This is a genomic window from Bartonella sp. TT121SHDZB (assembly GCF_042193415.1).
Classification (GTDB): domain Bacteria; phylum Pseudomonadota; class Alphaproteobacteria; order Rhizobiales; family Rhizobiaceae; genus Bartonella.
This window is the reverse complement of the sequence record NZ_JBHILR010000001.1, coordinates 50,742-66,575: the sequence shown is the minus strand read 5'-3', so window position 1 is coordinate 66,575 and position 15,834 is coordinate 50,742. Positions and strand designations below refer to the sequence as shown.

Below are 15,834 nucleotides of genomic sequence, written 5' to 3'. Positions count from 1 at the left end.
AAGCCGTACGTTCAATTTTAAAGGACCTTTAAATGATCTTTGAAAGGTCTTGAAGCTCCTTTGGGTATTGTATAAAGCAAAAATTTTTTCTATTAATTAACTAACAGACTAATCATCTAACAAACTATGATGCAACTGTCGTTTTAAATCTTTGCTTTCGAGTTCTTCATAATTATCAGTAATAGACAGTAGATTATCGATCATATAAAAAATTTATACTTATTCAACTTAGATTTGTGATAGATATCTTTATTTAAGACAAAGTAAGAAAATTTGAGTGAGTCATTTAAAACAATTATATTTGTAATGATTTTCGCTTTTCACTATCAGTATTAAAGGGGATTGGCCAAGCGTCCTTGGTTTTATCGATTGCTTGATCATATTTGAGCTCTGCTAAAAATAATAAATTCGCTTATCGATGAAAAGAATTCATTGCTTAATGATCATATGTTTATTGGAATAAACTTTAAATTCACCAAAGTTTGTAAAACCCAATTTTTTATAAATGTCAATTCCCTCGTGAGAGGCTTGCATACCAATAACATGACATCTCTTTCTTTTTAAATGCTCAATAGCAATTTTTGTCATGAATATCCCCACGCCTCTTTTTTGAAAATCTGGATTGGTGACAATATCATACACTCCACCAACTCCATCTGCTTTAATACAAAAACATATTGCTACAGGATTGTTATTTATATAACCAACGAACATCTCTACATCAGGATTTTTTTATAACAGCTTCCTATTGTTTCATAAAATATAACCGCTTCTTCATCAAAAGGCTCGAATACTGATGCCATAACATTTCCGTAATCTCTAAAATCTTGAAGTGATTCAACTTCCTTGATTTTGAAGTTATCCGGCATAGAAGTAACATGTGAGTCTATATTTTGTACAAAAGCTGCCGTTCCTACCTCTGTTTCAACATGCTCTAAGCCAATAGATAAGAGAGCTTCATCAACTTTATAATGAGACGAATGAGGTTCAACCCACCAAGCTAAAGGCAGTTTTTTTGCATTAAAGGAATCGATTATGGATTTTGCTTGATTTGCAGATATCGTTTCTTGTAAATTTTTAGCAGAGACAATATTGAATGTATCTGAAGCAAATGTTGAATTAATAGAAGATACGCCATTTGGAAAATCAACAACCTTCATTTTAGGGCATAATTTCGGTAAAAACGTGCTTTTGAATAAAAATTATTCTCTAATGATAAGTCAATTTTTGATTTGTTTAACATTTGTTTTTTGTATCATTCTCATCATTTCTAATTGATCTTTTAATACGGAGGCTGTAGAAAATCTGTTTAGGCTAAGAATTGATATCTTATGATCTAAGACTTCAATCCAATAGATGCTTCATAAGAAATTACGAATCTCAAAACAAACTTTGAAAAAATAAATTGATACAAACCGAGTGGAAATATATACAAAATCTGCTGGCAAGCTACATACAGCTACAACAACCGATGACAAGCTATAACTCCACACAAGAACGAATAAATACAAAATCCAATGGAGCGGGCGATGGGATTCGAACCCACGACCCCAACCTTGGCAAGGTTGTGCTCTACCCCTGAGCTACACCCGCTTACCGATTCGATATATGTCTTGTCTGTATGGCGTAGGCTTCTACGAATTGCAACAAAAAAATATCATTTTAGTTTGATTTATTTTGTCCATGTTTCGATAAAATGAAATAAAGATTGATTTTAGAAAATTCTTCAGTCATAAATTATTCCTTTTTTAATTTTTACATGGAGAGGGGTGGAATATAATGTTGAAGAGAATAAATATATTAGGGGTTATTATTGCAACTGTTTTTATGATGAACAGTGTTGTAAAAGCGGATGACCAAGTTAAACACATTAAAGTTGCACTCACACAAATTATGATCCATCCTGCTGCGGATGCTGTTCGTAAAGGTGTGGAAGATGTTCTTGCAGAAAATGGTTATAAGCAAGGTGAAAATTTTCAACTTACTTTTTTATCAGCACAGGGCAATATTTCAACAGCAACGCAAATTGCACGTAAATTTGTTGGTGATAAACCCGATGTTATTGTAGCTATTACTACGCCTTCAGCACAAACAATGCTTGCAGCAACAAAACAAATTCCTATCGTCTTTGCGGCGATTTCTGATCCTATCGGAGCTAAAATAGTTTCTTCGCTTACCAAACCTGGCGGTAATGTAACAGGGAGTTCGGATCGTATAGATGTTGCAGAAAGTGTTAAACTTTTGCAAGAAGTAAAACCAGACTTGAAAAAAATTGGTTATCTTTATAATGCTTCTGAAGCAAATTCTGTTTCAACACTTAAAGTGTTAAAAGATGTAGCAAAAAAAGCTGGAATTGAAATTATTCCCTCATCGGCACCAAAGCCTTCAGATGTTCAGGCAGCAACACGCGCTTTAATCAGTAAGGTCGATATTATTTTTGTTCCTGCTGATAATACGATTTTATCTGTTTTAGAAGGTGCAATAAAGGTCTCAGAGGAAGCCAATATGCCTGTATTTACTGTTGATGCTAATACTATCGGGCGTGGGCCTTTTATGACGCAAGGTGTGAATTTCTATGATGTAGGGGTTGATGCTGGGAAATTGGTCGTGCGTATTCTAAAGGGTGAAAAACCTGGTGATATTGATGTTGTGCAGGCAGCTAATAATGACATTCGAATTGATTTGAAAGCAGCTCAAAAAGCAGGAATTGTTATCCCGCAGGCAGTTATTGACCGTGCAACAAAAGTGATTCAATAACTTTTATTGATAGAGTGTTGATACAATAAAAATACGTTAAGTTTTCATGGGGATTGTCTTTACATGAATATATTTGCGTTTTCTGGTGCTGTGGAATTAGGCCTTATTTATGCGTTTGTTGCTATAGGGGTTTATCTTTCATTTCGGGTTTTAGATTTTCCTGATTTAACAGTTGATGGATCGTTTCTTCTTGGTTCCTGTGTCTGTGGTGTTTTGATTCTCTTGGGTTTCAATGCATGGACAGCTATGGCATGCGCTTTTTGTGCAGGTATGGTGGCTGGTTTATTAACAGCTCTATTGAATTTGCGTTTTGGTATTTTGAATCTTTTAGCTTCTATTTTAACAATGTCAGCACTTTATACGGTTAATCTTCGTATTATGGGAATTATGGGAGGGTCTAATGTTAATTTAGCTCTTGCTGATACCGCGTTAACGCCCTTTTATAATATGTTTGGTTTATCTGATATTTTTGTGCGTCCTCTTTTCGTTAGTATTGTATTGCTGGTTATGGCGTTTTTGATTTGGCGCTTTTTGGAAAGTGAAATTGGTCTTGCTATGCGTGCAATGGGCGCTAATCCACGCATGGCGACGGCGCAAGGTGTTCATACATCAGCATTGATATACTTTGGAATGGGGCTGTCCAATGCGTGTGTGGCACTTGGTGGTTCTCTTTATATTCAAACTGCGATTGCAACAGATATTACCGGTGGAATTGGAACAATTGTTTTTGGGTTGGCAGCTGTGATTATCGGTGAAACTCTTTTTCGTACGCGCAATATTTTTTGGATTATAATCAGCTGTATTATGGGGTCTGTGCTTTATCGTGTGGCGGTGCAATTTGCATTTGAAGCAAATGGCATTGGTATTGATACGTCGACAGATCTTCAGTTGATTACTTCGCTGTTGGTTGTTTTAACCCTTATTGTGCCACGCTATTGGAGGAGGCATAAACGTGATTGAGTTGTTTCATGTTGGGGTTACATTTAAACCGCAAACGCCTTTGGAAAAACAGGCTTTAATTGATATTAACCTCAAAATTGAGCAGGGTAGTTTTGTTACGGTTATTGGTTCAAATGGTGCTGGTAAATCAACCTTGCTCAGTGTTTTAGCGGGTGCAACGCTTCCCTCAACAGGGAAAGTGGTTATTAATGGACAAAATGTTTCTAGGCAATCAGTCAGTGAACGCGCTGGAAAGATTGCTTGTGTTTTTCAAGATTCGTTAGAGGGAAGTTGTGGTTCTTTAACAATTGAAGAAAATTTGGCTCTTGCTGCTCTTCGAGGAAGTCGTCGTGGTTTGCGTGCGGCTTTAAATCATGAGAAACGGCAATTTTTTCGAGAGAAAATTGCTCAATTAGGCATTGGTCTTGAAGCATATATTCATAATCCTATGGATAGTTTATCAGGTGGGCAACGCCAAGCAGTTTGTCTTGTGATGGCAACATTGGCGCATGCGGATGTTTTATTGCTTGATGAACATACCTCAGCACTTGATCCTGGAATGGCTGATTTTGTGATGCGGTTGACTGAAAAAATCGTTGAAGAGAAAAAATTAACGACTATCATGGTGACCCATTCTATGCGTCAGGCTCTTGATTATGGAGATCGCACTTTGATGTTGCATGGTGGAAAAGTGATTTTGGATGTCTGTCATGAAGAGCGTAAGGGCTTGGATGTCAATGATTTAATTGGTATGTTTCAGAAAGTTCGCGGGGAAGTTCTTGATGAAGATGAACTGTTAATGGATTAATAATGTGGCTCAGAAAAAAGCACATGAAGTTGATCAGTTTCTAACGCGTTTTTCACGTGCTTTTCCTATTGTTCTCATTTATGGGACAGATCGTGGTCTTATTTGTGAGCGTGCACAATGTTTTGCTAAGCTTACACGGGTAGCTATAGAAGATCCATTTTCAACAATTCGTTTGGATGCTGCTGAAATTGATAAAGATCCTGCACGTTTGGAAAATGAAGCGCGTACGTTATCGCTTTTTGGGGGAGATCGTTTGATATGGATTTCTAATGCTGCTAACCAAAAAGGTTTTCTTGCTGCCTTAAAGCTTTTAATTGAAAAGCCGCCAGAAGCCTGTTTTATTCTCATTGAAGCAGGGGATTTAAAAAAAGGAACAGGGTTGCGCAATGCTGTTGAAACAGCATCAAAAGCAATGGCTTTACCTTGTTTTGCCGATGATATGCGTTCTCTTGACGGTTTGATTGATGAGGTTTTAGGGCAGTTTAAGAAGACTCTTTCTTTGGATGCACGTAGATGGTTGCATGAAAATTTAGGGGCGGATCGTCTTGTATCACGCGGTGAATTAGAAAAGCTTTGTCTTTACGCTGCAAATGTTCATATTACTCTTGAAGATGTGAAAGCTGTTGTAAGCGATGTCAGTGCTCTTTCTCAAGATGAAGTCGTTGATGCTCTTTTATTGGGCGATATATCAGGCTTTGAAGCGCATTTTAACCGACATGCAGCAGTGCATGGGGCACTTTTTTTAATTTTGAGTACAGCTCAAAGACATTTTCAGCAATTACAGCTATTGCGTTATCAGGTAGAGGTTGAAGGAAAATTGCCTTTTACGGTAGTTTCTCAAGCACGTCCCCCTATTTTTTTTCAACGGAAAAAAACCGTTGAACAAGCTTTAAAATATTGGAAGTTAGAACAGATTTCTTACGCAATGGAAAGAATTCAGAGTGCTGTTTTGGACAGCCGTAAAAATCCGCTTTTGGGTGAAGCTATCATTCGTCAAGTTTTGTTAGGACTTACAATTATTGCACGACGCCAGATGGCAGCTTAGTATTTTAAAAATATTATGATTTTTTATTTTGAATACAATACAGAGGCATTTTCAGCAATTAAAACTGTTGTATTATCAAGTAGAGGTTGAAGAAGCTGTATTTTTGAGAATGCGTTATTTTACGGTGTGTTCAATACTCGCAAAACTTGTGTTGATGTTATAGAATTTACCAATTGTACCAATCAATATAATGTATTGTGGTAATTTAGAAGGGTATCTGCTTACGCTTTTGATACGTTTTTTTGAGAGTAAATTAGTGAGATTAAAGTAACCTGATGAGATTTGTGTAAGGTTGTTATTGTCTTGATAAAGAATTTATGAGAATGCATTTTATTTTGTTTCAGTGGTGCGCTCTGGTCAGCAATGAAGTGAGTGTTTAGAGCTTAATGTTACATTTTTCGTCACTCATTTTTTTGTGTTTTTGTAAGTAAAATGATCTGTTGTCAGTTTGGCGCAGGTGGTGATTGGTAAACTGCGTTATTCTTTATTCCCTAGTTGTAGTTTTTTAATGTTTTGCGCATAACTCTTGAATAAACAGACAGGAAAATTATGATTTTTACGACTGTCTTTGTTGCCATTTGTAAAGAATCCTTAAAGGTGAAAGATGCTCCATATTCAATTTGAAAAAATAGCGCTCATTGGGATCGGTCTGATTGGATCTTCTTTGGCAAGGGCGATTAAAAAGAAAAATCTTTCAATTCAAATTTCTATTGCAACCCGTCGTCAAGAAACATTGGAAAGAGCGCGCGAATTAGAACTTGGAGATTTTTATACAACGGATAATGCAGAGGCTGTTGAAGGTGCAGATCTCGTTATTATTTCTGTTCCTGTTGGGGCAAGTGCAGAGGTGGCAAAAAACATTCATGATCATTTAAGGCAGGGGGCAATAGTGAGTGATGTTGGTTCTACAAAAGAGTTGGTTATTACAGAAATGGCGCCTTTATTGCCCAAAACGGTTCATTTTATTCCGGGGCATCCTATTGCTGGAACGGAATATTCGGGTCCGGATGCTGGTTTTGCTGATTTGTTTATCAATCGCTGGTGTATTTTAACGCCTTTTGCGGATAGTGATGCGGCAGCTGTAGCACGATTGACAGCATTTTGGGAAGCTTGTGGTGCGCGTGTCGAAAAGATGGAGCCTAAGCATCATGATCTTGTTTTGGCAATTGTTTCGCATTTGCCGCATTTGATTGCCTATAATACTGTTGGGACAGCGAGTGATTTAGAAAAAGTAACAAATTCGGAAGTAATTGCTTATTCCGCTTCTGGTTTTCGTGATTTTACACGTTTGGCATCTTCTGATCCCGTTATGTGGCGAGATATTTGTTTGCATAATAAAGATGCTATTTTAGAGATGTTGAGTCGTTTTAATGAGGGGCTTGCTTTTTTAGAACAGGCAATTCGTTTAGGGGATGGTGAAACACTGTTTAATTTTTTTATGCGTACACGTGCTGTGCGCCGTAATATCATCGCAGCAGGGCAGGAAATTGATGCCCCTGACTTTGGGCGTCATAACATTTCTAAAGAGGGAATGTAAAATAAGAAATTTTTGAATTTTCGTTGTTTTGCTTATTCTTATCATATCTCTTGATTAGGATATTTGTTCTTTTAAATTGTGTGTTGTGTATGAAGATACGGCGTTATTCTCAATAGTTTGTACGATAAGTAAGTGCGCTTACCTTTGTTTTCTCATTTGTGCTCTAAAATGATTTTTGCATCCTCATGAAGGGCAGTTGTGGTTTTGGTTAGCTAATCACATAAATTAAAACAAAACTCATAGAGATATGCTTTAAGTTTGATTTATTTCATATCAATGGATATGTAATTCTCATTCAAAGGATTACGATTGGAAAAAGAAAGGAAGAATTTATTTTGGGAAAATAATGGGGAAACTGAATAATTTTTTATATTTGAAAGTAAAGACATATAAAAAGTACCACTTTTCCTATTATCATACTGAGAATTATATTTCCATCAATTTGATTTTCATGAATATGACACAAGAGATTTGTGGGAGATTTATGCGGACGTCTGTAAGTAAATAAAAAGCTCGGTATATTACGGTTGTTATTGTGCAAATGTTTTTAAAAAGCAGAGGTAATGCTCCAATCTATAGCTGGTATATTTTTCGTTTTATGATGTTGTTTCCTGTCTATTAACATTCAAACCTTATGCAGCAACATGGTTGAGATAAATATTAAGATAATTCAGTGTGTTCGTTTTTTTAGCTTTTATATGTCAGGTTGAGGAGAATCTTGCTTGTATCTGTTTGGTTTGTCTTTTGAAGCGGGAAAATAACTTCATTTGAGAACAATATAAAAGATATAAAGGTAGAAAATCATTTCCATTCCATCTATCTCCTTTTAATTAAGCTTTACAATGTGTAAAGTGCAAAAAAATTCATGGAAATATTTTTACCTCACATTTTGTTTTTTGCGTTCTTTGGTTAGGTTGCTCACGTAAAACAAAAGGCTTCAAACAGAATATAATTGATTAGTAAAATTTTTTGACTTGTTCTTTTAAGCTTTGGGACAGAGTGAGACTTGACCGCATGGATTATTGCCCTTTATACTAACAGGCGTTTGTTTAAAGTTTTGATGGTTTTTATAAAGCTTAGGATAACTAAAAAAAGGGTGTTACCAGAAAGTATTGAGGTTTGTTAAGAAATATCTTTTGGTATAGTTATCGTATTTTTGGTGATGCAATAAGTCATTATTGGCGTGATAATGGAAGTGCTTTTGCGAGCCATGTTGCGCTATCGGGGCTTTTAGCATTTTTCCCTTTTTTTATTTTCGGAACATCTTTTGCTCGTTTTCTAGGGGCTTTTACCTATACACCGCAAAAAATTAAAGCACTGGTGCAGTTATTGCCTGATGTCATTGCAGAGCCTTTATCCCAAGAAATTGTCAATGTTTTAACCATTCATCGAGGCGGTGTGTTGACGCTTTCTGTCATTGGAGCGGCTTATTTTGCTTCTAATGGAATAGAGGCGTTGCGTACGGCTTTAAATAAAGCTTACCGTGTTACTGATCGACGGAGTTTGTTGTTTTGTCGTTTTCAAAGTCTATTTTTTGTAATTCTTGGAGCTGTTGGTCTTGTTGTGATTAGCTTTTTATTGATTCTGGCGCCTTTGTTGATCAAAATTATGCAAAATCATTCTTTTTTTATGACTGAATATATTGCTGCTATTCGTGTATGGCGTTATACAGTTGCAATCGTTATTTTGTTTATCAGTCTTTTGATTGTTCATAAATGGCTTCCAGCAGGGCGGCGGAAATTTATAGATATTTTACCAGGAATAGTGGTGACAATGTTTATATGGTTTATGGCTTCTATCGCTTTTGCGCAATATTTAACGATGTTTGATTATATTTCTACCTATGCAGGGTTGGCATCTATTATGGTTGCTATTATTTTTCTCTACATATTGAGTGCAATTTTTATTTTAGGAGGAGAAATAAACGCGGCGATAATGTTTTATCGCAAGCATTTGCAACATTCAGATGAATGAAAGAGCTTATTATTGCTTGAAAGCCAAGGTATGAGTATCCCAATAAAGCCTGCTATCACTTTGTTGATTGATGCAGATGCTTGTCCCGTAAAAGATGAAGTTTATCGTGTGATGAATCGTTATCAGCTTAAGACATTTGTTGTGGCAAATCGTTCTTTGTTCCTTCCAGATGAAGCACTCATTGAAAGAGTGGTCGTTGCTGGTGAATTCAATGGTGCTGATGATTGGATCGTAGAACATGTGCATGAGGCAAGTATCGTTATTACCAGTGATATTCCTTTAGCAGCACGGGTTGTGCAAGCTGGGGGTTTTTGTCTTTCGCCAACGGGGCGTATTTTTGATGTAAATTCAATTGGTCGGGCTTTGGCGATGCGCAATTTGATGGAAGATTTGCGTGGACAGGGCAGTATAATAGGTGGTCCCCGTCCTTTTTCTCGTAAAGACCGTTCTGCTTTTTTGTCAGCACTGGATCTTGTTATACAACGTTTAAAAAGACGCGGTTATTAAAGTTATAGGGCTTCTTTAATGACTGCTTTTATAAGTGCTTTGGCATCGTCATTGGCCCATGGAGCTGCACCATTGAAAGAAGCAATGAGATATCCCTCTTTATCAATGAGCAATGTAATGGGGAGTCCTAAAGCGAGCCCCTGTTTTCTAACATTGTTGAAAATATCCATTGTTTCATCGCGATAGTAAAGCAAATTATCTGAATGAATATTCTGTAAAAATTGCTGAATTTTTTCAGGAGAAGCAGTTTTATCGATATTAATCGCTATGACATCAAAGTTTTCTCCACCTAATTCACGTTTTAATTGCGCAAGTTCGGGCATTTCTGTGCGGCAAGGTGCACACCAAATAGCCCATAGATTGACCAGCATTGGTTTTCCAGTAAATTCGCTGAGTGTGTGCTCTTTTCCTAGAATATCCTTGAAAGAGAGTTTATTCATATCTGAGGGCGTATCAGCAAATCGTATGTGGCTAAAAAAGCCTTTTGCTGCTTTTCGTATCGCCATCATTTTTTCTGCTCGTGCTTTATTAGTATTTATTTCTTGTGCTTGTGCTGCTGAAATGAAATTGAAAAGAAAAAACTCTCTTTTGGTATCGTAGTTTATGGTTGCGTATAAACTCAATGCAATGATAAAGAATGCAAGGGAAAGTTGCCTTTTTTTATTGTTTTTTTTGCTGATGAAAATTTGAAAAATCATAATTTTGTCCTTTGGAGGGGTGTTTTCAGAATATGACAGATGAGAAGTTAAAGAACCAAATGTGGGGTGGTCGGTTTGCGGCAGGTCCTGCTGCAATTATGGAAGAAATTAATGCCTCTATTGATTTTGATCAAAAACTTTATCGACAAGATATTGAAGGTTCTCTTTCTCATGCGGCTATGTTAACGCAAACGAAAATCATTTCACAATCAGATTATGAAAAAATTGTTCATGGTTTGAAACTTATTTGCCAAGAAATTGAAGACGGTAAATTTGTTTTTTCACGAAAGCTTGAAGATATTCATATGAATATTGAAGCGCGGTTGAGCGAATTGATAGGTCCTGTAGCTGGGCGTTTGCATACGGCGCGTTCACGCAATGATCAAGTTGCTGTTGATTTTCGCTTGTGGGTACGTGAAGCAACGCAAAAGATAGCACAAGCTCTAAAAGGATTGATAGAGCAATTGCTCATTCGCGCAGAACAACATGTTGATACCTTTATGCCAGGCTTTACGCATTTACAATTGGCTCAACCCATAACATTGGGTCATTATATGATGGCTTATGTTGAAATGTTTGGTCGAGATTTATCGCGGATGCGTGATGCTCTTGAGCGAATGAATGAATCGCCTTTAGGGGCGGCTGCTTTAGCGGGGACAGGCTTTCCAATTGACCGTTTTATGACAGCAAAAGCGCTAGGCTTTCGCGAACCTACACGCAATTCAATTGATAGTGTTTCAGATCGTGACTTTGCATTGGAATTTTTAAGCGCTGGCGCTCTTTGTGCAACACATCTTTCGCGATTGGCGGAAGAAATTGTCCTTTGGTCAAGTGCACAGTTTTGTTTTATTCATTTATCAGATGCTTTTTCAACAGGGTCTTCCATTATGCCACAAAAGAGAAATCCTGATGCGGCAGAGTTAGTACGAGCAAAAGCAGGTCGATTGAATGGTGCGCTTATGGGATTGTTAACGGTGATGAAAGGATTACCGCTTGCTTATTCAAAGGATATGCAAGAAGATAAGGAATATGTGTTTGATGGGGCTTTGAGTTTGGAATTATCACTAGCAGCAATGACAGGGATGATTGCTGATTTGAAAGTGAATAAAAAAGCCATGAAACAAGCAGCAGATTTAGGATATGCAACAGCTACGGATTTTGCTGATTGGCTTGTACGTGAATTAGGGATTCCTTTTCGTGAAGCACATCATATAACGGGGCGTGCTGTAGCATTGGCAGAAAGAAAACAGTGTCGCCTTCAGGATTTATCATTAGATGAACTTCAAGCAATTTGTCCTGATATCAATGCGGCACTTTTTGATGTTTTGACCGTTGAAAAATCTGTTGAAAGTCGTAAAAGCTTTGGGGGAACAGCGCCTTCAGAGGTTCTTCGGCAAATTGCGTATTGGAAAAAGCGTCTCGTGAGCGCTTGAGTGATTGTATTTTAAAGGTAACAAAGAGATCGAGATGAGGAAAGAGGACAGATGAAAATTATATTAAAGGGGTTGATAATTGTCCTTTTGGGGGGCTTGGGTATCGTTGGGTGTGGGCGTAAAGGGTCATTAGAGTTACCTCCTTCAACAGGAGTGAATTCTTCACAAGGAACTTTTGTTTCTCAAGGTAAAACAGATAAACCTTTTATTCTTGATCGGTTAATACAATAGGAATTTTTATGCGTTTTTTTTCTTATCATCAGGGTGTGCTTCACGCTGAAGGTCTTTCTCTTTTGGAACTTGCGCGGGAAGTTGAAACACCTTTTTATTGTTATTCAGCTAGCGCAATCGTTGCACATTTTAAAGATTATCAGAATGCATTTCATGATATGCCGAGTTTAATTGCTTATGCGGTTAAAGCGAATTCCAATCAAGCAGTTTTACAACTTTTAGCTAACAATGGAGCGGGAGCTGATGTGGTCTCAGAAGGGGAATTACGGCGTGTACTTGCTGTTGGTATTCCTGCGCAGAATATTGTTTATTCTGGTGTTGGTAAAACAGTGAGAGAAATAGATTTTGCCCTTGCACAAGATATTTATTGTTTTAACGTTGAATCAGAGCCAGAACTTGAACAATTATCGGCGCGGGCTGCTGCGCTTTCAAAAACGGCTCGTATTTCTTTACGCATTAATCCTGATGTGGATGCTAAGACTCACAAGAAAATTACAACAGGTAAGTCTGAGAATAAATTTGGTATTCCACTGTCTTTGGCGGGTGATGCATATAAAAAAGCAGCTCAATTGCCTGGTCTTCATGTGTGTGGTGTTGATCTCCATATTGGCAGTCAAATTTGTGATTTAAAACCGTTTGAAGATGCATTTGTTATTGTTGCAGATTTTGTGCGTCAGTTATGGAATAATGGTTATGCGATAACCCATATCGATATTGGGGGCGGGCTTGGTATTCCTTATGGTTATGAGAAGCATCCAGTACCTTCTCCTTTTGAGTATGCAGCACTGGTAAAGAAACATATTGCGCCTTTAGGGATCAATATTATCCTAGAACCTGGGCGTAGTATTGTTGGTGAAGCCGGTGTGTTGGTAACATCGGTTGTGTATTTAAAAAAGGGGGAAGGACGAAATTTTGTTATTGTTGATGCGGCGATGAATGATTTCATGCGTCCAACGCTTTATGATGCGTGGCAAAATGTAATGCCAGTGAAAAAAACACCAGTAGATGCCCCTCTGATTAATGCTGATATTGTTGGTCCTATTTGTGAAACTGGTGATTATTTAGGCTTGGAACGTTCTTTACCAGTGTTGAAAGCGGGTGATGTTTTGATGTTAACAGGAGCAGGGGCTTATGGCGCAGTGATGGCAAGCACTTATAATAGTCGACTTTTGGTGCCGGAAGTTCTGGTTCAGGGTACACGTTATGCAGTCGTTCGTCCACGCCTTGATTATGCGCAATTGATAGGCTGTGATCATATTCCAGATTGGATTGAGCCCAAATTAGATTGAGCATTATTAAATATTTTGGGTCTTATTTTTACTAAACTTTGATGAAACAATTTATTTTCTAGAAATTGTTTTGTATGGAGTTTATGATCTTAATGCTCCACGATAAAAGGGGATAAATGCTTGTTTATGAAAAATAAAAACATCAAAGGTTTTGCAATGAAGCTTTTGTGTGTGCGCATTTTGATGTGGGGGATCCTTTCATTTGAACGGATGTGGGTACGGTTGTTGCCATTTTTCCTCGTTCTTAGTCTCTTTTGTTCGTTTAGCTGGTTGGGACTTTTTGGCATTTTGGGCTATTGGTCACATTTGCTCTTACTTGGGGTTATACTTATTTGTGCTGGGGCGAGTTTATTTTTTCTTATTCGTTTTCGGTTTCCCACAATGCGGGAAGTAAATTGCCGCCTTGAATGCGTCAATGATCTTAGACACCAGCCTTTGAATATTCAGACAGATCGTTTATGTTCTGAAAATGATGAAGATTTTAGTGCTGTTATTTGGCGTGAACATCAACGCCGAATGGCAAAGCAATTATACCATTTAAAAACTGGATTTATCTCTCTTAATAGTGCGGATTATGATCCTTTGGCTTTGAGGGCTTTGTGTGCTCTTCTTTTTGTGTGCGCTTTTAGTTTTTCTTTTGGTTCACAAGGGGGGCGTTTGGCTGATGCCTTTGATTTTCGTCCTGTCGTTGATGAAAAACTCATGCGGATTGATGCTTGGGTAACACCACCTGCTTATACCGGTGTGGCACCGATTTATTTGACAAAAGATGAGAAAATACAACGAGAAATCCCTGAAGGGAGTAATGTTGTTGTGCGTGTTGTCAATGGGGCTGGCATTACAGTAAAAGCAAAGTCTGTAGAAGATGGGAGGGAAGTTTCGTTTTCAGAGAAAACGGAACAAACAGCTTTGAATGATCCAATTGTTCATTTTGAAACACATTTAAAGCATCCAATAAATTTATTTGTATCATCACGTCGTAAAAAACAGCAATGGCATTTGCAGATAATTAAGGACACGCTTCCAACAATTCATTGGTTGGAAAAACCAGGGAGGATTTTAACGGGATCATTGGAGTTACGATATGTGGTGGATGATGATTATGGTGTGACAAAGGCTTTTGTTGAAATAGGGCCTTTTCTTCCTCAGAATAAAAGTGCTTCTTCTCTTTATAATGCTCCGGAAATAGAGCTTCTTCTTCCGCGTGGTGGAAAGGGGAAAATGCGAATGGTGCACGATGTATCAGCGCATCCATGGGCGGGTTCGCAAGTCAAAATTACTTTGGTGGCAGAAGATGGTGCGGGGCAGAAAGGGCGTAGCAAAACTTTTGTTATGATATTACCACAGCGTGTTTTTTCGAATCCTGTTGCACGCGCAGTGGTTGAATTGCGTCGTTTATTAGCGCTTGATGCTTCTGCGAGAGAGCGTGTATTGGATATGCTTTCTGCTTTGCTTGTGCGTCCAGAAAAGGGGCTGCAAAATGCATCGCATTTTATTGTTCTACAAAGTGCGTGGACAAGACTTTCTTTGGCACAAACAGACGAGGATTTGCGCGATGTGGTGGATTATTTATGGCAAATTGCTTTGGGTATTGAAGGCAATCAACTTGAATCCGTGCAAAAAAAGTTAAAACAAGCACAAGCTGCTTTACGTGATGCATTGCGTTACGGTGCTCCAGCGGCAGAAATTGAACGGCTTATGGCAGATTTACGTCAAGCTATGGATGAGTATATTCGTGCTTTGGCTGAAAAAACACCAGATAGTCAAGTTTCTAAAAATTCTAAAAGCTCAAAAAGTCCTAATCTTTCTGAAGCTACATTACAAGAAAAACTAAATTTAATTGAGGAAATGGCTAAAACGGGTTCTTCTTTAGCAGCTGAACAATTCTTGGCGGAAGTTGAACAGACGCTTGATCATTTGCATGTGCAAAAAGGCAATCAAAATGAGGGAGAAAAAAGCCAATCTGCACAAATGAAAGAAAAGATGGACCAGCTTGGAGATTTAATGCGTCGTCAGCAAGAAATTCTCAATGAAACACATCAGTTAGAGATGGAACAAAAACGCGGAGAAAATGTACCGGAAACACAAAAAAAATCTTTAAAAAAACGTCAAGCTGAATTGCAATCTGAATTATCAACATTAGAAAAAGAATTATCAGAACAAGGATTTGAAACAGGGGGCGCATTGAAAAGGGCAGAAGAAAAAATGAATTCTGCGGAAAATGCGCTTGATAATGGAAATCATCAGGTATCTATACAAAATCAGTCTGATGCTTTGGAATCTTTGAGGCAAGGTGCACAAAATGTTTTGAAAAAAATGCGCGAAACACTTAAAGAAATGGGAGATGAGCAAAATGCTGATTCTGGTCCTAAAGATCCGTTAGGACGTCCACTTTCTTCAAAAACAGATGAAGAACAAGAAGGCGAGGCACTGCCACAAGAAAGTGATCAAATGCGTACGCGGCAGATTTTGGATGAAATTCGCAAACGTCTTGGTAAAGAGCATCTTTCAGAAGAAGAAAAAAACTATCTTGAAAAATTGCTTCATTTTCATTAGTCAGTATTGGCTTTTTTCTTCATTGATGTCATGAAACAGTGTGTGAAAAACCTCTATAGA

General features: G+C 37.7%; 14 protein-coding genes and 1 tRNA gene. 11 read left to right on the top strand and 4 right to left on the bottom strand.

Annotated elements, in window-relative coordinates; translation table 11 throughout:
- Window positions 1-429: 429 nt before the first annotated feature.
- The 3 genes from ACFIKI_RS00285 to ACFIKI_RS00275 all read right to left on the bottom strand — a co-directional run bounded on the left by ACFIKI_RS00285 (window position 430) and on the right by ACFIKI_RS00275 (window position 1,593).
- A complete protein-coding gene (locus ACFIKI_RS00285) occupies window positions 430-714 on the bottom strand; it encodes a GNAT family N-acetyltransferase (protein WP_375665020.1) in 285 nt (94 codons plus the stop codon).
- Window positions 715-716: 2 nt separating this feature from the next.
- Window positions 717-1,160, bottom strand: coding sequence for a hypothetical protein (locus tag ACFIKI_RS00280; protein ID WP_375665018.1), 444 nt, complete (start codon window positions 1,158-1,160; stop codon window positions 717-719).
- A gap of 358 nt (window positions 1,161-1,518) precedes the next feature.
- Window positions 1,519-1,593: transfer RNA gene (locus tag ACFIKI_RS00275), tRNA-Gly, on the bottom strand.
- Between the two features lie 186 nt (window positions 1,594-1,779).
- Between ACFIKI_RS00275 and ACFIKI_RS00270 the strand changes: the two genes are divergently transcribed.
- The 7 genes from ACFIKI_RS00270 to ACFIKI_RS00240 all read left to right on the top strand — a co-directional run bounded on the left by ACFIKI_RS00270 (window position 1,780) and on the right by ACFIKI_RS00240 (window position 9,567).
- On the top strand, window positions 1,780-2,757 hold the full coding sequence (locus ACFIKI_RS00270) for an ABC transporter substrate-binding protein (protein WP_375665016.1): 978 nt from the start codon (window positions 1,780-1,782) through the stop codon (window positions 2,755-2,757).
- Window positions 2,758-2,820: 63 nt separating this feature from the next.
- Entirely contained in the window at window positions 2,821-3,717 is an 897-nt protein-coding gene (locus ACFIKI_RS00265) for an ABC transporter permease (protein ID WP_375665014.1), read from the top strand.
- Window positions 3,710-4,504: an ABC transporter ATP-binding protein gene (locus ACFIKI_RS00260; protein ID WP_375622093.1), complete on the top strand. Its 795-nt coding sequence runs from the start codon at window positions 3,710-3,712 to the stop codon at window positions 4,502-4,504. Before ACFIKI_RS00265 ends, ACFIKI_RS00260 begins: the two co-directional genes overlap by 8 nt.
- 4 nt (window positions 4,505-4,508) lie before the next feature.
- The gene (gene holA, locus ACFIKI_RS00255) at window positions 4,509-5,549 is read left to right on the top strand and encodes a DNA polymerase III subunit delta (protein WP_375645607.1); all 1,041 of its coding nucleotides are present in this window, start codon (window positions 4,509-4,511) and stop codon (window positions 5,547-5,549) included.
- Window positions 5,550-6,153: 604 nt separating this feature from the next.
- Window positions 6,154-7,086 (top strand): prephenate/arogenate dehydrogenase family protein, encoded by a 933-nt coding sequence (locus tag ACFIKI_RS00250; protein WP_375665012.1) that lies wholly within the window; start codon window positions 6,154-6,156, stop codon window positions 7,084-7,086.
- Window positions 7,087-8,205: 1,119 nt separating this feature from the next.
- Window positions 8,206-9,060, top strand: coding sequence for a YihY/virulence factor BrkB family protein (locus tag ACFIKI_RS00245; protein WP_375665010.1), 855 nt, complete (start codon window positions 8,206-8,208; stop codon window positions 9,058-9,060).
- A 30-nt stretch (window positions 9,061-9,090) separates the two neighbouring features.
- Window positions 9,091-9,567, top strand: coding sequence for a YaiI/YqxD family protein (locus tag ACFIKI_RS00240; RefSeq protein WP_375665332.1), 477 nt, complete (start codon window positions 9,091-9,093; stop codon window positions 9,565-9,567).
- Window positions 9,568-9,569: 2 nt separating this feature from the next.
- Here ACFIKI_RS00240 and ACFIKI_RS00235 read toward each other — a convergent pair whose 3' ends face one another.
- Window positions 9,570-10,265 carry a TlpA disulfide reductase family protein gene (locus ACFIKI_RS00235; protein WP_375622097.1) on the bottom strand — a complete coding sequence of 232 codons (696 nt, stop codon included), beginning with the start codon at window positions 10,263-10,265 and terminating at the stop codon, window positions 9,570-9,572.
- A 32-nt stretch (window positions 10,266-10,297) separates the two neighbouring features.
- Here ACFIKI_RS00235 and argH point away from each other — a divergent pair, with 32 nt between their 5' ends.
- The 4 genes from argH to ACFIKI_RS00215 all read left to right on the top strand — a co-directional run bounded on the left by argH (window position 10,298) and on the right by ACFIKI_RS00215 (window position 15,774).
- Complete coding sequence (gene argH, locus ACFIKI_RS00230; RefSeq protein WP_375665008.1) at window positions 10,298-11,698, top strand: argininosuccinate lyase; 1,401 nt, start codon at window positions 10,298-10,300, stop codon at window positions 11,696-11,698.
- A 51-nt stretch (window positions 11,699-11,749) separates the two neighbouring features.
- Window positions 11,750-11,929 carry an LPS translocon maturation chaperone LptM gene (locus tag ACFIKI_RS00225; RefSeq protein ID WP_375665006.1) on the top strand — a complete coding sequence of 60 codons (180 nt, stop codon included), beginning with the start codon at window positions 11,750-11,752 and terminating at the stop codon, window positions 11,927-11,929.
- 8 nt (window positions 11,930-11,937) lie between these two features.
- The gene (gene lysA / locus ACFIKI_RS00220) at window positions 11,938-13,218 is read left to right on the top strand and encodes a diaminopimelate decarboxylase (RefSeq protein WP_375665004.1); all 1,281 of its coding nucleotides are present in this window, start codon (window positions 11,938-11,940) and stop codon (window positions 13,216-13,218) included.
- Between the two features lie 126 nt (window positions 13,219-13,344).
- Complete coding sequence (locus ACFIKI_RS00215) at window positions 13,345-15,774, top strand: TIGR02302 family protein (protein ID WP_375665002.1); 2,430 nt, start codon at window positions 13,345-13,347, stop codon at window positions 15,772-15,774.
- Window positions 15,775-15,834 lie beyond the last annotated feature (60 nt).